16 protein-coding genes are annotated in these 18,245 nt (G+C 59.7%); 14 read left to right on the forward strand and 2 right to left on the reverse strand.

The features are described 5' to 3' along the window. Positions 1 to 69 precede the first annotated feature (69 nt). Positions 70 to 3,327, reverse strand: coding sequence for an exodeoxyribonuclease V subunit gamma (recC, locus tag ACR2R1_RS19785; RefSeq protein WP_434111612.1), 3,258 nt, complete (start codon positions 3,325 to 3,327; stop codon positions 70 to 72). 271 nt (positions 3,328 to 3,598) lie between these two features. Continuing rightward, positions 3,599 to 4,813 (reverse strand): NAD(P)/FAD-dependent oxidoreductase, encoded by a 1,215-nt coding sequence (locus ACR2R1_RS19790; protein ID WP_156879655.1) that lies wholly within the window; start codon positions 4,811 to 4,813, stop codon positions 3,599 to 3,601. Positions 4,814 to 5,112: 299 nt separating this feature from the next. Here ACR2R1_RS19790 and ACR2R1_RS19795 point away from each other — a divergent pair, with 299 nt between their 5' ends. The 14 genes from ACR2R1_RS19795 (at position 5,113) to cheY (ending at position 18,244) form a co-directional block, all read left to right on the forward strand. Beyond that, positions 5,113 to 5,751, forward strand: a complete 639-nt coding sequence (locus ACR2R1_RS19795; RefSeq protein WP_139841202.1) for a hypothetical protein — start codon at positions 5,113 to 5,115, stop codon at positions 5,749 to 5,751. 351 nt (positions 5,752 to 6,102) lie between these two features. Continuing rightward, positions 6,103 to 6,621 carry a flagellar basal body-associated FliL family protein gene (locus ACR2R1_RS19800; RefSeq protein ID WP_077730348.1) on the forward strand — a complete coding sequence of 173 codons (519 nt, stop codon included), beginning with the start codon at positions 6,103 to 6,105 and terminating at the stop codon, positions 6,619 to 6,621. 2 nt (positions 6,622 to 6,623) lie between these two features. After that, positions 6,624 to 7,658: a flagellar motor switch protein FliM gene (gene fliM, locus ACR2R1_RS19805; protein WP_077730349.1), complete on the forward strand. Its 1,035-nt coding sequence runs from the start codon at positions 6,624 to 6,626 to the stop codon at positions 7,656 to 7,658. Further along, on the forward strand, positions 7,655 to 8,131 hold the full coding sequence (gene fliN / locus ACR2R1_RS19810) for a flagellar motor switch protein FliN (RefSeq protein ID WP_086135748.1): 477 nt from the start codon (positions 7,655 to 7,657) through the stop codon (positions 8,129 to 8,131). Before fliM ends, fliN begins: the two co-directional genes overlap by 4 nt. Continuing rightward, a complete protein-coding gene (gene fliO / locus ACR2R1_RS19815; protein ID WP_077730351.1) occupies positions 8,128 to 8,547 on the forward strand; it encodes a flagellar biosynthetic protein FliO in 420 nt (139 codons plus the stop codon). Before fliN ends, fliO begins: the two co-directional genes overlap by 4 nt. 35 nt (positions 8,548 to 8,582) lie before the next feature. Further along, positions 8,583 to 9,311, forward strand: coding sequence for a flagellar type III secretion system pore protein FliP (gene fliP / locus ACR2R1_RS19820; protein WP_434114279.1), 729 nt, complete (start codon positions 8,583 to 8,585; stop codon positions 9,309 to 9,311). Between the two features lie 653 nt (positions 9,312 to 9,964). Beyond that, the gene (gene fliQ, locus ACR2R1_RS19825) at positions 9,965 to 10,234 is read left to right on the forward strand and encodes a flagellar biosynthesis protein FliQ (protein ID WP_077730352.1); all 270 of its coding nucleotides are present in this window, start codon (positions 9,965 to 9,967) and stop codon (positions 10,232 to 10,234) included. A 5-nt stretch (positions 10,235 to 10,239) separates the two neighbouring features. Continuing rightward, complete coding sequence (fliR, locus tag ACR2R1_RS19830; RefSeq protein ID WP_434111615.1) at positions 10,240 to 11,010, forward strand: flagellar biosynthetic protein FliR; 771 nt, start codon at positions 10,240 to 10,242, stop codon at positions 11,008 to 11,010. 235 nt (positions 11,011 to 11,245) lie between these two features. Then, positions 11,246 to 12,388 (forward strand): flagellar biosynthesis protein FlhB, encoded by a 1,143-nt coding sequence (gene flhB / locus ACR2R1_RS19835; RefSeq protein WP_434111617.1) that lies wholly within the window; start codon positions 11,246 to 11,248, stop codon positions 12,386 to 12,388. A 105-nt stretch (positions 12,389 to 12,493) separates the two neighbouring features. Next, on the forward strand, positions 12,494 to 14,587 hold the full coding sequence (gene flhA / locus ACR2R1_RS19840; protein WP_434111619.1) for a flagellar biosynthesis protein FlhA: 2,094 nt from the start codon (positions 12,494 to 12,496) through the stop codon (positions 14,585 to 14,587). Positions 14,588 to 14,669: 82 nt separating this feature from the next. Continuing rightward, positions 14,670 to 16,169, forward strand: coding sequence for a flagellar biosynthesis protein FlhF (flhF, locus tag ACR2R1_RS19845; protein ID WP_434111621.1), 1,500 nt, complete (start codon positions 14,670 to 14,672; stop codon positions 16,167 to 16,169). Positions 16,170 to 16,197: 28 nt separating this feature from the next. Then, positions 16,198 to 17,028 (forward strand): MinD/ParA family protein, encoded by an 831-nt coding sequence (locus tag ACR2R1_RS19850; protein WP_077730357.1) that lies wholly within the window; start codon positions 16,198 to 16,200, stop codon positions 17,026 to 17,028. Next, positions 17,025 to 17,804: an RNA polymerase sigma factor FliA gene (locus ACR2R1_RS19855; protein ID WP_077730358.1), complete on the forward strand. Its 780-nt coding sequence runs from the start codon at positions 17,025 to 17,027 to the stop codon at positions 17,802 to 17,804. Before ACR2R1_RS19850 ends, ACR2R1_RS19855 begins: the two co-directional genes overlap by 4 nt. A 53-nt stretch (positions 17,805 to 17,857) precedes the next feature. After that, positions 17,858 to 18,244 carry a chemotaxis response regulator CheY gene (cheY, locus tag ACR2R1_RS19860; protein WP_077730359.1) on the forward strand — a complete coding sequence of 129 codons (387 nt, stop codon included), beginning with the start codon at positions 17,858 to 17,860 and terminating at the stop codon, positions 18,242 to 18,244. The last annotated feature ends 1 nt before the right edge of the window (position 18,245 follow it).

Raw genomic sequence — 18,245 nt, forward strand, 5'->3', positions numbered from 1 at the left:
CCCAGCATTCCCATACCTCAAGATGCTGGGTTTCGCTCCTCAACCCAGCCTACGACCGGGGTCTAAAAATCACCGAGATGCCTCTTTCGTCATCGCCGCCAACATCGGGCTTATAAGCTCGACAGCCAATGCCTCGAAGCTCTCATCCAACGTGTCACCGCCCCGGTAAACCGTTTGGTAATAGGCATTCATGCTTTCTCCGGCCTGAAACTCCGACCCTTCCCAGATGCCCCGGGCCTGTCTTCGAGCATTGAACCGGATAGCCTCCGGATCGCCGCCAAGTCTGGCGGGCGGATCGTGTATGCAGCGGGTGTAGGCATAACTCGATTTGGGGAAGAAGGGCAGCGGGGCGGACAGTCCTTGCCAGTAGGCGTTCAGGAGTTTCGCAAGCTCGTTTTCGGGCTCGGCTACGGCCTGGAACGTGAGGGTTTGCTTAGGGGTATGCAGCAGGGATTGGAGTGTCACGCCTTCGGGGGCGATCAGGCAAAGCATCAGGTGCCGGAGCCAGAGGTCGAAGAGCTGGCGGGGGCTCGGCTCTTCGAAGCTGTAGTCAGTCAGGCCGCTAGCGCCGACTTCGGCGAGGGAGCCGAGCAGGCGCAGGCCGTTCGCTTCGAAATCCACCGGCAGAGATTCGAAGCGCGGTTTGACGAGGTCCGGGAGCAGTTTGACGGCGAAACTTTCGACCAGCCGTTGCTCCTGGCCGTGCAGCGCTTCGCCGAAGCGGCCGTGGGGCAAAAGACCCTGGGCGTCGGCGAGCAGCAGCGCGCTCTGCGGTTTTCGGTCCTGCGCCAAGGCGTTCAGCAGGTTCTGGCGGACCTGGTTTCTCGTTCGGTAATCGAGCGCAAAAGGTTCGCGCACTTCGAATTCCGCCGCAGTGTCTTCCAGAACCAGGTTCAGCCGCCGCCGCAGGAGATAGCGGACGGGGTTGCTGAAGAAATAAGCGAGGCTTTCCGGATCGACGATGCGCCATTCCTCTTCGGGCTCAGACAGCGGGCCGGAAAATAAGGGCGCGGGCCCCTTGTCGCCCCGGCCGATCAGTCGGGCCGCGGCAAGCCAGGTCGACGAAAAGCCCGGCAACCGGGGATCGTCCTTGAAATAGCCGGGATCGAACGGTTGCAGCGGGTGCTGGGTAACGAGATGGGACTCGATGTCGCCTTCGGCCAGCTCGCAGCTTTGTTTCGCGACGTCGATGAGCTCGGACACCAGCGGGGAGGGCGGCAACTCGGTATTATCGCGAACGCTGCGGCCCACATAGCTCAGATAAAACACCTCGCGCGCCGACAGCAGCGTTTCCAGAAAGAGATAGCGGTCGTCCAGCCGGCGCGAGCGGTCTCCCCGGCGGGGATGCTTCGCCATCAGGTCGAAGTCGGGGGGATGGCGCTGACGCGGAAAGCTGTCGTGGTTCAGGCCGAGCACGGCGATGACCTTGAACGGCAGGCTGCGCATCGGCACCATCGCACAGAAGGTGACCGCGCCGGTCAAAAAGCCGCCGGTGCTCGATGGCTGACACAGGCGATCCGCGAGCCAGCGCTTGATCACCCGTATCCCGACCGGCTCGCGGAAGCCGGCTTGTTCCGAGAGTTCCCGCAGCAGATCGAGGGTGCCGCGCAGCTGGAGCAGCAGCGTTTCGTCCTCGTCCCGCGGATCGAACAGCCGATCGATGAACGCGTTCAATCGTTCGATCCACTCCGTCACCGGCTGCTTCGCCTTGAACCGGTCCGCCCATTCGAACAGGGTTTCCAGAAATTCCGCGAACCGCTCCAGGATCAAGACCCGGCTGCCTTCGATGTCGTCGTAAGGCAGGGTTTCGACGAACAGCGGAAAGCCGTCGCCCGCCAGTTCCTGCGGCAGGGCATAGCCCAGCATCAGGCGCTTCAGGCCGTCGCGCCAGGTGTGGCGGGGAATGTCCGGCAACCGGTATTCGGTCTTGTGGGTCCCGTCCCGTCCCCAGCGGGTGCCGACCGACCGCGCCCAATGATGGATCATGGGGAGATCGTCTTCGCATAGCCGGAAACGGCGCTGTATGGCGGGTTGCTCCAAAAAGCCGAGCGTCGTGTCCGCCGCGAATCGGCTCTCCGGCAGATCGAGCAGCGCGAGAAAATTCTCCAGGAGCGGCTGTTCGTGGGTCAAACCGCGGTCGGCGATGCTGAAGGGGATCATCGGGGCGTCGCGGCTTTCGGCGAATACCGCTTCGATGTACGGCGTGTATTGCTCGATCTCCGGCGTCAGCACGGCCACGTCGCTCGGCTTCAATTCCGGATCGGCGTCGAACAGCGCCAGAAGCTGATCGCGCAGGACTTCGACTTCGCGCATCGGGCTGTGGCAGGCATGGACTTGCAGCGAGCGGTCGTCCGGCCGTACGGCCAAGCGCCCGGCACTTCGGCGATCGATCAGTTCGAGGATGTCGGCCTGGAGTATGTGCAGCAGCGAATCGCGCGGCGGTTCCGCCCGAAACAAGCTGTGCAGCTCGGAATGGTCGGCCACGGAATCGAAAAATTCGCGGCCTTGTTTCCCTAGCGATGCCAGCAAGGGATGCCCCACTTCCAGGTACAGATCTTCCGGCGAGCGTTCTCCGGCCACGCGGCCGATTTCCCGTTCATCCCGGATTTCGCCCCAGTATTCGCGGCAGGGATTGAGCGCGTATAGATTGATCTCGGTATGCCTGGCGAGCGCATTCAGCACGTCCAGAAAGGCCGGCGGCAGCGAGGAAACGCCGAAGATGGCGATGCGCCGCGGAAGCCGATCGGCCGCCGAGTCGGATTCGAGCGCCGTCAGCAGTTCGTTCATGAAACGGGCGCGATGGGGCGCAGCTTCCCCCATGCTCAGGTCGCGCCACAGTAGGGCTTGCCAGTCCTCGTCGCCGTCCAAGGCGAGCGTTTCGCCGCGTTCCCAGGCGGCTATCCAGTCGGCCCGGTACATCAGATATTGATCGAACAGATCGGCGATCCGCTTAGCGAGTTGGAACCGGCGGAGTTCGTCTCCGTTTTGGAGATACCCGGACAGGCGCGGAGTTCGCTCCAGATTCGCGGTTTGTCCCAGCCAGTCGAAGATGCGGAAGGTGAGTACCTCGGAAGAGAATGCCGAACGCCTCGGGAGTTCGCCGAGGAATTGCCGAAGCAGGTCCCAGATGAACGAGGCCGGCAGCAGAAAACGGACGTTGGCGCAGATGCCGAGATTGTCCGCAAGGCGCAGGGACAGCCAGCGTCCCATGCCAAGGCTTTGAACGATGACGATTTCCGGTTCGAAGGGGGAGGCCGGCGGTGTGCTGTCCGCCGTCAAGAGTTCGGCGAGAAATTCCAGCTTGTCGGATTGGTAGAGGCGAAGCACGGGGCGGTCAGTTAGGTTTCGTTCTTAATACCCTCACCCTAGCCCTCTCTCAGCGGGAGAGGGAAAGATCGGTATTGCCATGCAAATAGCGGATTGCGCTTGGGCCCGCCTCGTGGGAAAGGCTCCGGCTTACGAGGTGCAGCGCCGTAGGCTGGGTCCAGGAACGAGACCCAGCATTTTCAGGAGATCAGATGCGAGATCGAACTGGGATTACGCAAAGCTCCATTCCAGCCTACGGACTTTGCCATTCCTGCGGCGCGGGGATGCCGGTTTACGCCTTGCCCAGATGAGGCCACTGATAGCCCTTGAGCAGGCCCTGCCAGTAAATCACCGGAATGATGTAACGCTTCAACAGATACATGCTGTAGCGCTCCTTGCCCTGGTCGAAGGGAAAGGTTTCCTTGGGCTTCAGGTCGTAGTCGAATTCGGCCAGGATCAGCTTGCCGTAACCGGTGATCAGCGGGCACGAAGTATAGCCGTCGTATTTGGCTACCGGCTGTCCGCCGTTCATGACCGACAGGAGATTCGCGGTCAGGATCGGGCTTTGCGCCCGGACTGCCGCCGCCGTCTTGGACGTGGGCAGGCTGCTGGCATCGCCCAGGCTGAACACGTTGGGGTAGCGGACGTGCTGCAAGGTGTCCTTATTTACGTCCACCCACCCGCCTTCGTTCCCGAGCGGACTTTTCTTGAGGAAGTCGGGAGCGCTCATGGGCGGAACCACGTGGATCATGTCGTAGGGCTGAACGACGCTCTCTCCGGTATCGAGATTCTTGAACACGGCCTCTTTCGACGCCGGGCGCAGTTCCACCAGATTGTGCTTGAAATGAACTTCGATATTGCGCGGTTTCACCACCTGTTCCATCAGGCTGGCGGCGTATTTGGGCGCGCTGAAGATGGTGGGCGTGGCGCAGTAGTAGACGACGCGGGATTTGTCACGCAGGCCGTGCTTGCGGAAATAATCCTCCGCCAAATACATGATTTTCTGCGGTGCGCCGGCGCATTTGATGGGCGGCGGCGGAAAAGTGAACACGGCGTTGCCGCCCTTGAAGTTCCGGATGTTTTCCCAGGTGGTGTTCACGGTGTCGTAGCTGTAATTGCTGCACACCCCGTCCTTGCCTACCGCTTCCTTTACGCCCGGGATCTTGTCCCAGTCGATCTGTAGCCCCGGACAGACGACCAGGTAGTCGTAGCCGATTTCCTTGCCGCCCTCGGTTTTCAGCGAATTGTTGGCGGGATCGAACTCCGCGGCGGCATCGCGTATCCAGGTGGCGCCTTTGGGGATCAACTCGGCCATCGGTTTGACCGACTGCTCGCGAGTGACGACGCCGCCTCCGACGAACGTCCAGAAGGGCTGGTAATAATGCTTCTCGGACGGCTCGATGATGGCGACATCCGTTATCCCGGCATGCAGCAGACGGGCGGCGATGCCGAGCCCGGCGGCGCCGCCGCCGATCACTACGACACGATGATGAATCTTGCTATCCATGGGGTCTTCCTCTTGGGTGGATGAGTTTTAGAATTTATTAATCGAGATTTCTTATTTTCAGATTCATTCTCAATGATTTGGCTTGTCCGCCCAATTCTGCCTTGCATGGAGGTCCTTTGACAATGTATTCCGGTTTTGGACCGGCTGTCGGCCTGCGCGAACGTCGCCCCGCCCGGATTAGGTAAGTCTTTGTAATGGCTGAGGCCAATTTAACCTGCTATCTTCATGTGGCGGAGGAACAACACGCTTTGGGAGTTCAGTCGCGCTTTAGTTTGTTCATCAATTACAAGGAAACAATAATGTTTAAGAAACCGTCTGTAATTACCGTTTGCGTCGCTACCGGGATGATCTTTTCGGCCTCTGCTTCTGCGGATATCGTGATCAAATCGGGAGTAGGGCGCACTCAAACGGTTATGGAAGCCTCGATTCATTACGACGATTTGGGAAATGACGATATCGATTGGCCGGCGATAGCGCCGAATTACGAGGGAGATACCCAGCTCGGAGAAATGGCCGTAAAAGTAGATAACAAGACTACGTTGGTATGCGCCGTCTTGGGGAAAGGATACGATCTACAGGTTTTTACGGACGGCTCCGGAGCGCCCGTCATGCTTCCGACAGGACAGCCTCTCGTGGTGCCCGGCCATCTTCGCCATGTCATCACGTGTACCGATTCGTCGGGTTCGGAACTGTCGCGGTTGAGCACCGATGGCGATACGCCTGTCAGCTTTTCTCCGGTAGCATATCCTTGTAAATGGGCGGTCACGGAAATCATGTATGTCAAGGCGCCCGTGCTCACGGTGGGGCCAATTACCGCTCCCGGAAATACTGGAATGTTCAGTGGCGTTACAGGCGGCACCCTTACTGTAAAGGGTACGATCAATGCCTGTACCGGCCAAAATGTATTCACGAGTATTACCGGAACGCTTGCCAATTAAGCATGGATTACTAATCTCGATTTCATAATGCCTAAGGGATCGGCTTAGCCGGCTGATACAGATTATGCCGATCCCCCCTTTTCTGGCTCTGTATCTGAATACCCGTTCCCTTGCCGCAGTTGCTCTCTCCGCGTATCGGCCGTAGTGCTGCCGGCGTTGATCTCGCTCTTGGAGCATTCAGCCATCAGTCTCCTTTCGTTTCCAAGCGTCCGAATTTTGGCGCCTTGCTGGCTTTTGTCTTGCCGTAGTGCGACGAAAAGCGTTCAGGGCTTGCTAATGCCTTGTCGGTGCTAAGCTTTTTTTGTGGGCATCATTGTTGCTGAAGGCAGCAGAAAACTTTGGAAAACCGCGATGGCGCAACAAGACAAACTGGATTTAGGCGAAGAAAAGAAGAAGTCATCCAAGAGCGTTATTTTTATCGTTCTCGGAGCGATGCTGGGAACGCTCCTTGCCGTGTTCGCAGCGCTTTATTTTTGGGGGATCTTCCCACCGAAGCAGAACGAGAATGAGGCGGCTGCGGAATCCCGTGACGGCGGGGCGCTCGCGCTGCCGATGATCTATTTCGCTATCGACCCGGCTTTCGTGGTCAATTTCAAGAGCAATCCGGATGCCCGCCTGCTCCAGGTTGGCCTTAGCGTCGCTTCGAAAAATCAAGCCGTGATCGACGCGGTGAAAAAGCATTCGCCGATGATCCGCAACAACGTGCTTTTGCTGCTGAGCGGCCAGGAGCCGGCGGGGCTCAAGACGGCCGAAGGCAAAGAGGCGCTCAGGGGCAAGCTGCTCGAGGAAATCAACGCGGTAGTTTCTAAGCAAACGGGCCACAAGGAAGGCGCCGAAGAGGTTTTTTTCACCGGATTCATCATGCAATAGCCATGGCCGTTCATGATCTTTTGACTCAGGAAGAAATCGACGCGCTTCTGCACGGCGTCGACGACGGAGATATCGGAACCGAATCGGAGATCGATTTTCGAAGCGGCGAGGTACGGACCTACGACTTCACCAGTCAGGACCGCATCGTGCGCGGGCGGATGCCCACTCTGGAGATGATCAACGACCGCTTCGTCCGTCATTTCCGCATCAGTCTGTTCAATTTGCTGCGGCGCTCCGCGGAGATTTCGGTATTGGGCGTTCAGGTCCTGAAGTTCTCGGAATACGTGCACAGCCTGTTCGTTCCGACCAATCTGAACGTCATCCGGCTCAACCCCTTGCGTGGGCGTGGTTTGATGGTCATGGAGCCGACCCTGGTGTTCACCGTCGTGGACAATTTTTTCGGCGGCAGCGGTCAGTTCTACAACAAGATCGAGGGACGCGAGTTCACGCCGACCGAGATGCGGGTCATTCAGATGCTGCTCGAGCTGATTTTCAAGGACATGAAAGAAGCCTGGGCGCCGGTCATGCCGATCGAGTTCGAGTATCTGGGTTCGGAAGTGAACCCGCAGTTCGCCAACATCGTGAGTCCCGCCGAGGTCGTCGTGGTCTCCACCATACATATCGAAGTGGAAGGCGGGGGAGGCGATCTGCACATTACCCTGCCGTATTCCATGATCGAGCCGATCAGGGAACTTCTGGATGCCGGTATTCAGGGGGATAGAAGCGATGATTCGGACGACCGTTGGCGCACGGCTCTGCAAGCGGAAATCCTGGATGCCGAAATCGAGATGCACAGCACCTTGGTCGAAAAGACCTTGTCGTTGGAGGACATGTTGCGGTTGAGAGCCGGCGACGTGATTCCGATCGAAATGCCGGAGACCATTACGGTCGTCGTCGACGACATCCCCGTGTTTCGCGGCAAGGTCGGGATCTCGCGGGGCAATTACGCGGTGCAGATTCTGGAGAAGATCAGCCGCGCAAGCGGGGATAAAGAACGCTTAATCGGGGTATTGGGAAGCGGAGTTGAACGAGCATGAGCGACGAATTGGAAGAATCGATCGAAGGCGCTGACGGGGGCGACGAATCCGAGGATCTAGCCGACGATTGGGCCGCCGCCCTGCTGGAGCAGCAAGAGGCTGCCAAAAAAATGGCGGAGCCTCCCCGCCAGCCGGCGGCTCCGAAACCCGAACCCGCGACCTTCGAAGATCTCGGGAGATCTCCGCCGGCGGCGGACGTGGCAAAAATCGAGGACATCAACCTGGACGTGCTGCTGGACGTTCCGGTGACCATCGCGATGGAGATAGGGCGCACTAAGATCAACATCCGCAATTTGTTGCAGCTGACCCAGGGCTCGGTCGTCGAGTTGGACCGGCTGGCGGGCGAACCCATGGATGTGCTGGTGAACGGCACGCTGATCGCTCACGGCGAAGTGGTGGTGGTGAACGACAAGTTCGGTATTCGTCTCACCGATGTCATCAGTCCCGCGGAGCGGGTGAGAAAGCTGAAATGAAGGCCCATGTCTTTGCGGTGGTTTCGTCGCTGATGTCGCCGGTTCTGCTGGCCGACACCGCTTCCGCCGTACCCAAGGCCTTGCCTTCGGTGGATATGGCGAAGAGTCTGACCGGATTGCTGGCGGTATTGGCGGTCATTTTCACTCTGGCCTGGCTGCTGCGGCGATTCGGCAGCTTTTCCCGGCTCGCGCCGGGAAGCTTTCGCGTGTTGGCCGCGGTTTCGCTGGGATCTCGGGAGCGGGTCGTGTTGTTGCAGGCAGGTGGGAAACAACTGGTGCTGGGGGTAGCGCCAGGACGGGTCGAGACCCTGTGCATCCTGGAAAATTCGGAAATCATCCCGGTCGAGAGCGGAATGCCGTCGGCCGGGGCCTCGTTCGCCGAACGCTTGCACGAGTTGACGGGGCGGCGATCATGAACCGTCGGCCGTACTTCGCTCTGACGTTTCTCGGGATGTTCGCGGCTCTATTTGCGTTGTCGATTCCCTCGGCGCAAGGCGCTCCCGGCATCGAGGCTTTCACCGTGGCCGCCAACGGCCAGGGCAGCCAGACCTACACGGTCACGATACAGGTTCTGGCGCTGATGACGGCGCTGACCGTGCTGCCCTCGCTGTTGCTCAGCATGACCTCGTTTACCCGCATCATGATCGTCCTGGCGATCTTGCGGCAGGCACTAGGCGCCGGTCAGACGCCCAACAATCAGGTACTGCTCGGCATTTCGCTGTTTCTGACCCTGTTTACCATGCTGCCGGTGTTCGAGCAGGTGAACGAACAGGCCCTGCAGCCTTATATGAAAGAACAGCTGGCGCCGGGCGCGGCCCTCGAACGAGCCGCGGTTCCGTTCCGCCAGTTCATGCTCAAGCAGACGCGGGAAACCGATTTGGAGCTTTTCGCGCGCATATCCGGCAAGCAGGACATCGCCAGTCCCGAGGCGACGCCATTTTCCTTGCTGGTGCCGGCCTTCATGACCAGCGAGCTGAAGACGGCTTTTCAAATGGGATTTCTTTTGTTCCTGCCGTTTCTGATCATCGATCTGGTGGTGGCCACCATACTGATGTCGATGGGCATGATGATGCTGTCGCCCATGATCGTTTCGCTTCCCTTCAAGCTTTTGCTGTTCGTCCTGGTGGACGGTTGGGCGCTGGTGGTCGAGACGCTCGCGGCGAGTTTTTTCGTCGAGTAGGTCTTTACAGCAGGTATTAGAGCGTTTTTCATCCCGGTGTACGGATTCGTGTGGGGTGGGAAGAACGTAGGTCGGCAATCCCTTGCCAATCGCAAACGGCATCTCTGGGAGCGCCAGAGCTGCCCTTCCGACAAAGCCCTTTGCCGAGCCAGTAGGTCGGCAAGGGATTGCCGACCTACCTATGGCGCTCCCTTACACCGAATCAGAAAATGCTATAGGGAAGAGATGCCGGGATTACCCGTCATTCCGGCACGGATTGCTCGCCCCTTCCCTGGGGCTCGTCCTTCGGACCGTGCTCCGCACGTCCAAATTTGCTCCAGGCAAATTTGTGCCGTGCAAACCGGCAGGATTGCCGATTTGCACGGCGAGAGCCGCTCGGAGGGTGCCGGGCAGGATGGCCCGGCATGACAAACCGGCAGGACAGCCGGTTTGCACGGCGAGAGCCGCTCGGAGGGTGCCGGGCAGGATGGCCCGGCATGACAAATCGGCAGGATTGCCGATTTGCACGCGAAGCGCCCGTAGGGTGCCGCACAGGGACTGTGCGGCATGAATCCAGAGGCCAAGGATGGCGAGGCGTCTACGTCCCTGTAACCTGGACCCCGGCATTCCTTGCCGGGGTGACGATATGGTTTGACTTTCATTACGAACAGTAAATGACACCCGAAACCATTGCCGCCCTGGGCCAGCAAGCCATGACCGTCACCATGCAGATCAGCGCGCCCATGCTGCTGGTGGCCCTTGCCGTCGGACTCGTGATCGCCCTGTTCCAGGCCGCCACCCAGATCAACGAGATGACCCTTACGTTCGTGCCCAAGCTCATCGCCATGGCCATCGTGCTGATGCTGGCCGGACCCTGGATGCTGCAACTGCTGATCGATTACACCCGGTCGTTGATTCGCAGCATACCCAGCCTGATCGGTTGAAGTCTGTGCAGTTCAGCGAAAGCCAGCTCCTGACTCTGGTCGCCGCCATCGCATGGCCTTTCTTGCGCGTTAGCGCGCTGTTTCTTGCGATACCGGTCTTTACCGGCCATATGGTGCCGGTCCGTGTCCGCGTCATGCTGGCGGCGTCCGTCACCTGGCTGATCTCGCCGATGTTGCCGGTCATGCCCGATGCGGAACTATTCAGCTTGTCCGGTTTCTGGATCGCCGTTCAGCAATTCCTGATTGGTCTCGCAATCGGTCTCGTTCTGCACCTGGTTTTCGAAGCCGTCGTTTTCGGCGGGCAGAGCGTCGCCTACAGCATGGGACTGGGTTTTGCGTCCATGGTCGATCCGCAGACCGGCGTGCAGGTTCCGGTCATCGCCCAGTTTTACCAAATCTTGGCGACGCTGCTGTTCCTGGCCATGGACGGACATCTGATACTGATCCGGCTGCTGGTCGACAGCTTTCAAATGCTGCCGGTCGGGTTCGAAGGTTTGAGTGCCGACGGAATGCGGCGGCTGGCGCTCTGGGCGAGCCGCTTGTTTGCTGCGGGAGTTCTGTTTTCCTTGCCGCTGGTAACGGCCTTGCTGTTGGTTAATCTGGGGTTCGGCGTAGCCAGCCGTGCGGCGCCCCAGCTCAATATTTTCTCGGTCGGATTCCCGGTCAGCTTGGGGTTGGGACTGTTTCTGATCGGCATCAGCCTGCCGGACGTTTTAAGCCTCTTTTCCGGCTTTCTCGATGACGGGTATCAAGTGATGACTGCGATTCTGCAGTAGGACTAATTCGATTCGGTATTCGAATGGGCATTAATCGTAGGGTGGGTTAGCGCAGCGTAACCCACCGATCCGAGGTCGCTCGGTGGGTTACGGCCTCGCGGACTAACCCACCATCGATGGGTTTCGCTTCGCTCTACCCATCCTACAAAAATGAATTCCTGTTGAAAGCGATTTGGAATAACCCACCCTTACAAAAGTTAATTCCGTAATTGAAAGCGATTTGAAATAAGGTGTCATGGCCGAGGAATCCGATCAGGAACGAACAGAGGACCCTACCAGTAAACGCCTGAGCGATGCTCGGAAAAAAGGTCAGATTCCGCGTTCCCGCGAATTGAACACTCTTGTTCTTCTGCTGACCGGTTCGGTAGCGATATTCGTCTTTGGCGGCGGCATGGCGCAAAGCCTGTGGCAAATCATGGAGGGAGACTTTCGTCTGAGTCGCCGCGACCTTTTCGATCCTGCGGCGCCGCTTGCCCATCTCGGCCGAGACTTGCTGGCCGCGGGCCAGGTTCTGCTCCCGATCCTCGGTCTTGCCGTTCTGGCTGCCCTGGCCGCTCCCATGGCGCTGGGCGGCTGGAATTTCAGCGGCGAGAACCTGATGCCCAAGCCGGAAAAGCTCAATCCCATGAAGGGCCTGGCTCGCATGGTCTCGGTTCAGGCCCTCGCGGAAGTCGTGAAGTCGGTTCTGAAATTTCTCTTGATCGGTTTTGTGACCGCCGGACTGCTGACGGCTTATTTCGACGATCTCGTCGGTCTCGGTCGCGAGGCTTTGCTTCCGGCGGCGAATCAAACCGCGCGCCTCGTCATGACGTTTATTTTGTGGCTATGCGCTTCGCTGGGGCTGATCGCGATCGTGGACGTGCCCTTTCAGCTCTGGAACCACAAGCGCCAGCTGAAAATGACGCGCCAGGAAGTCAAGGACGAAATGCGCGAAGTCGAAGGCAAACCGGAAGTCAAAAGCCGGATTCGCAGCTTACAGATGGAGCTGGCGCGGCGCCGAATGATGGACGAGGTGCCGAAGGCCGATGTCATCGTGACCAACCCGACCCATTACGCAGTGGCCCTGAGATACGACCAGTCCGGCATGAAAGCGCCCAAAGTCGTCGCCAAGGGCGCGGACCTGGTGGCGGCCCAAATCCGGAATTTGGCCGTGGGTGCCGGTGTGCCGCTCCTGTCCGCGCCGCCGCTCGCCCGCGCGCTCTATGCGTCCACCGATCTCGACCGCGAAATTCCCGCCGGTCTCTATTTCGCGGTTGCCCAGGTTTTGGCTTACGTCTATCAACTCAAGGCGGCCCGGGTTTTCGGCGGCGACATTCCGACGCCGCCGACCGAATTCAAGATCCCGGAAGAATTCTTGCGCAAGGCTGCCGACGCGTAAGCCGCATACTGCCTGTATTTTTTTTCGGAGGGTCCGGCTCTGCGGCCGGTCGGCACGAAACGTGATTGCTGTCGCTGTCACTGAAGGTTACGCACGGGTTTCGTCATGGCCGCAACAGTTTTGGAACGAATCAAAGTCGCCGGCAAACTCGGCTTGGGGGCTCCTCTCGTCATTCTTCTCATGATGATGATGATGGTGCTGCCGCTGCCGCCGTTCATTCTCGATCTGCTGTTCACCTTCAACATCGCATTTTCGCTGCTGATCCTGCTGGTGACGATTTATACGCTGCGCCCGCTGGATTTCGCCGTGTTTCCGTCGGTCCTGCTGGTCGCCACGCTCCTCCGACTGAGCCTCAACGTGGCCTCGACCCGCGTGGTCCTGCTGGAAGGGCATAAGGGTCCCGACGCGGCCGGCAAGGTGATCGAGGCATTCGGCGAATTCGTGATCGGCGGCAACTACGCCGTGGGTCTGGTGGTGTTCATCATTCTGGTCATCATCAATTTCGTGGTCGTTACCAAGGGCGCCGGGCGCGTGTCGGAAGTCAGCGCGCGGTTCACCCTGGATGCGATGCCCGGCAAGCAGATGGCGATCGATGCCGATCTCAATGCCGGTCTTATCAATCAGGATGAAGCCCGGACGAGACGCCAGGAGGTCTCGCGCGAGGCGGACTTCTACGGATCGATGGACGGTGCCAGCAAGTTCGTCCGGGGCGATGCCATAGCCGGCATCCTCATCTTGCTCATCAACGTGGTCGGCGGGCTGATCGTCGGCATGCTGCAGCACGATCTGGCGTTTTCCGAAGCCCTGCACAATTACACGCTGCTGACCATCGGCGACGGATTGGTGGCTCAGATCCCCTCGCTGTTGCTGTCGGTCGGGTCGGCCATGATCGTGACCCGTGTGTCCAGCAGCAACGAGAACATCGGCGCCCAGTTCAGCGCTCAATTTTTTGCCGATCCGAGGCCTCTTGCGCTTTCCGCCGGCGTGGTCGGACTCTTGGGCCTGATTCCCGGCATGCCGAATCTTGCCTTTTTGCTCCTGGCCGGCGCCATGGGCGCGTCGTCCTATTCCATTTCCAAGCGTCAGCGGCGCGAGCGCGAATTGGCGGAAGCGCGCGTCGCGGCCAGGCCCTCGGCCGCCGCGCCCGAAGTGAAAGAGCTCGGCTGGGACGATGTCGTGCCGGTCGATCTCATCGGGCTGGAAGTGGGCTATCGGCTCATCCCTCTGGTCGACAAGAATCAGGGCGGGCAGCTCATGTCGAAGATTAAGGGCGTGCGCAAGAAGCTGTCCCAGGATCTCGGATTCCTGATCCCCTCGGTGCACATCCGGGACAACCTGGACCTGACTCCCAACGCCTACCGCATCAGCCTGCTCGGCGTCACCGTCGGGGAGGCAGAAGTGTTTCCGGATCGCCTGATGGCCATCAATCCGGGGCGGGTTTACGGAACGCTGAAGGGCGTCGAGAGCAAGGACCCGGCTTTCGGACTGGAGGCCGTCTGGATAGAACCGGATCAGCGCGACCACGCCCAGACGCTCGGTTATACCGTGGTCGATCCCGGTACCGTGGTGGTCACCCATCTCAGCCATTTGTTGCAGTCCCACGCCCACCAGCTGCTCGGACATCAGGAGACGCAGCAGTTACTCGACCTGCTCGCCAAATCGATGCCGCGGCTGGTCGAGGATCTCACGCCGAAAACCCTGCCTCTCAGCGTCATCGTCAAGGTGCTGCAAAACCTTCTTCAGGAGAACGTGCCGATTCGCGATATGCGGACCATCGCCGAAACTTTGGCGGAGTTCGGCGGCAGAAGCCAAGATCCCGGCGTTTTGACGGCGGTGGTGCGTGCCGCACTCGGACGGCTAATCGTCCAGAAAATCAGTGGCATGGAGAAGGAAATCCCGGTTCTGACCCTGGATCCGGACCTGGAACAGTTGTTGCAAAAAATACTGCAAACGGCCGGACACGAGGGCGCCGGCATCGAGCCGGGCTTGGCGGAGCAGCTTCACAAATCCTTGGACGAGAAGACGCAGAAGCTGGAAATGGAAGGACATCCCGCCATTCTGCTGGTGTCCTCGCCGGTGCGGCCCTGGTTGGCGCGCTTCGTGCGCCATTCCATCCCCGGGCTCAATGTTTTGGCTTACAACGAGATCCCGGAAGACCGGCAAGTCAGGGTGGTGGCCAGCATCGGCCAGCGCGGCTGAGCCGCCGCGCACAGTCCCGCTGCACTTGCCGGAGTCGTTAGCAAAGTTTTGGGGACAGCTTCCGAAAGACTAGGACATAGGCATGAAGATCAAACGATATTTCGCACCCGATATTCGTCAAGCGATCCGCATGGTCCGCGAAGAGCAGGGGCCGGACGCCGTGATTTTGTCCAACCGCAAAGTGGATGGCGGGGTGGAGATCGTCGCGGCTCGGGACTTCGACGAGCAGCTGTTATTGGATCGTGCGAAATTGGAGTCGCGCGGCGAATCGGAGACGGGCGACGCCGAACCGGTCGCGAAAGCCGAAACGGATACCCGGCGGCGCGCCGAGGACGCCTTTCGCGAGGCTCTTGGAAAGAGCTCGGCCGCACTGGGAGCCGGTTCGGCAGCGACGAGCCTTCGCAAGCCGGCTCCTTCCGTATCGGGCAAAGATATTCGCACAAATCGTCACCCCGGCAGGGAAGGGGCGAGTACTCTCTGCCGGAATGACAATCTTGGAGCTTGTGTAGATACCCATGCCATATCAGGGCGGAGCGAACAGGGCGGTCCTGCGGTCGAACCCGCTGCCGGAAAGCCGGCTTCCCGGCCCGAGCGAGAATCTTCTGTCGAAGCCGTCGTTTCCCAGCCGGCTCCTGCCAAACCGAGCGTCGATGCCGACGCGCTGAAGGAAATGCAACGGGAACTCAAACAGATGCGGCGCGTGATCGACGCCCATTTGAGTGAAACCGGATGGCAGGCCGCGGCGGGCCGAAATCCGACCCGACTGGATCTCTTGCGTCGTTTCGGCGCGCTCGGGTTCTCCAAGAAACTCAGTCTGGAACTGGCCGAGCGCTTGGGCGGCGTCGCCGACGCCGACGTCGCGTGGCAAGCGAGTCAACATGTCTTGGCACGGCAGATCCCGCTGGCCGAAGACAACCTGCTCGGTTACGGCGGCGTCGTCGCCCTGGTCGGGCCTACGGGCGTCGGTAAGACGACGACGATTGCCAAGCTGGCGGCCCGGTTCAGACTCAAGCACGGACCGCGCCAAATCGCGCTGATCACCACCGACAACTACCGCATCGGGGCTCATGAGCAGCTCGGGACTTACGGCCGCATCCTCGACGTACCGGTCCGGGCGGCTTCCAGTATCGAGGATCTGCGTCAGCTGCTGTCGAGTTTCTACGATAAGCGCCTGGTACTCATCGACACCGCCGGCATAGGGCAGCGCGACCGGCGCCTGGCCGAGCAAGCCGCACTGTTCAGCCGCGCCGACATGCCCGTCAAATCCTATCTGGTCATGTCCGCGGCCAGCCAGCTACGCGTGATGCAAGAGGCGGTGGAGGCCTTCAAGGTCTTTTCCCCGGAAGCCTGCATTCTGACCAAACTGGACGAAACCGGCCAACTCGGCGCCGCGGTGTCCACGGTGGTGGAGAACCGCTTGCCGGTGTCCTTCGTGTGCGACGGACAGCAGGTCCCGGAAGACCTGCACGTGGCGAGAACTCATCTATTATTAAACCGGTGTTTTGCCGAAAGGTCCGAAGCGGAGACTGTCGGCGCTCCGATGCCTACCTACGAAGACTGGATAGTCCATGCGAATGTTTGATACTGATCAGGCCGACGGAATTCGACGTATGGCACAGCCCAGGCCGGTGCGTGTCTTGGCGGTGAGCAGCGGCAAGGGCGGGGTCGGCAAAACCAATGTCGCCGTCAATCTCGGGGTCAGCCTATCCGAGCTCGGTCGGCACGCGGTTCTGCTGGATGCCGATTTGGGACTCGCAAACGTCGACGTGCTCCTAGGTTTGCAGCCCAAATTCAATCTGTCCCATGTGTTGAGCGGCGAGCGCAGTTTGGACGAAATCCTCGTAGAAGGGCCGTCGGGGCTGAAGATCGTGCCGGCCTCGTCCGGTATTCAGCGCATGTCGGAGCTTACCACTGCGGAACAGGCCGCCGTGATTCGCGCCTTCGGGGAGATGAACCAGGACATCGACGTGCTGCTGGTCGACACGGCAGCGGGTATTTCGGGGGGGGTGGTCAACTTCGCGCGCGCCTGCCAGGACATCATTCTGGTGGTGTGCGACGAGCCTACGTCGCTTACCGACGCTTATGCCTTCATCAAATTGCTGAACCGGGACTACGGCGTTCATCGGTTCCAAATCCTGCCCAATATGGTCCAGGACTATCAACAGGGTCAGGCGTTGTTCGGCAAGCTGTGCCGGGTGACGGACCGCTATCTCGACGTGACGCTCGATCTATTGGGCGTGGTTCCTCGCGACGAGCAATTGAGAAAGGCGGTTCAAAAGCAAACTCCGGTGGTCGTCGCCTATCCGCACAGCAAAGCGGCGCGGGCGTTTCGCGCCTTGGCGCTGAAAATGGATGCCTTGCCGATTTCCGGCCAAGCCAGTGGGCGGCTGGAGTTTTTCGTAGAGCGGATGATTCAGTACCACAGCGCAGCAGCCTTATGAGCGGCATCGCCTTGTACGCATCGGTACAGGCGCCCGGATTGGACGCCATCGTGGGGCAACACGCGTCACTGGTCAAACGGATTGCCTACCATCTCATGAGCCGGCTGCCGTCCAGCGTGCAAGTGGAGGACTTGATCCAGGCCGGCATGGTGGGCTTGCTGGAAGCAGCCCGCCAGTACGATCACGCTCAGGGCGCGAGTTTCGAAACCTATGCCGGGATCCGGATCCGCGGCGCGATGCTGGATGAGCTGAGGCGCTACGATTGGACGCCGCGCTCGGTTCATCGCAAGGCGCGTGATGTGGCTGAAGCAATGCGGAGCATCGAGGCCAGGACCGGGCGCGACGCCCGAGATGCGGAAGTCGCCGAGCATTTGGGACTGTCGCTCTCCGAATACCATCAGGTTCTTCACGATAGTTTGAGCTGCCGCATGTTCAGTTTCGAAGAGTTGTTGGAGGCCGGCGATTCGGCTTTGGACGACTGTGCGGATTCGGCCGCGCCTCCGGTCGAGGTATTGACCCAGTCCGGATTTGCCGAGGCTTTGGCGAACGCGATCGCGGGATTGCCGGAGCGCGAGCGTCTGGTGATTTCGCTCTATTACGAAGAGGAACTCAACCTGCGCGAAATCGGCGAAGTGCTGGGGGTCAGCGAGTCCCGAGTGTGTCAGTTGCAAAGCCAGGCCATGTTGCGCCTTAGGGCGAGAATGCAAGGCTGGCTGGATGCGGAGCAATCCGCCGGAGCCCGTTCGAAGGGAAGGCGAAAAGCCGCGCAAGTCTGAGGCCCCGATGAATCGATAATAAAAAATGGTTAACCGGAACGAGGTGAGCGTCCTTGAACAAGAACATGAAAATCCTGGTTGTGGATGACTTTTCCACCATGCGAAGGATCATCAGAAACCTGCTGCGGGAGCTCGGGTTCAACAATATTTTCGAAGCCGACGACGGGCAGAGTGCTCTGCCCAAATTGCAGTCGGGGGGAATCGATTTTCTGATCACCGATTGGAATATGCCCGGAATGACGGGTATCGATCTGCTGCGCGCCGTACGCGCCGATCCGAACCTGGCTCAGTTGCCGGTGTTGATGGTGACCGCCGAGGCGAAGCGTGACCAGATCGTGGAAGCGGCGCAGGCCGGCGTAAACGGCTATGTGATCAAGCCGTTTACCGCGGCCACTCTGCAAGAGAAGATCGAAAAGATCTTCGAACGCCTGGAAGCCTGAT

This window comes from Methylocaldum sp. GT1TLB (assembly GCF_051027445.1).
Taxonomy (GTDB): domain Bacteria; phylum Pseudomonadota; class Gammaproteobacteria; order Methylococcales; family Methylococcaceae; genus Methylocaldum.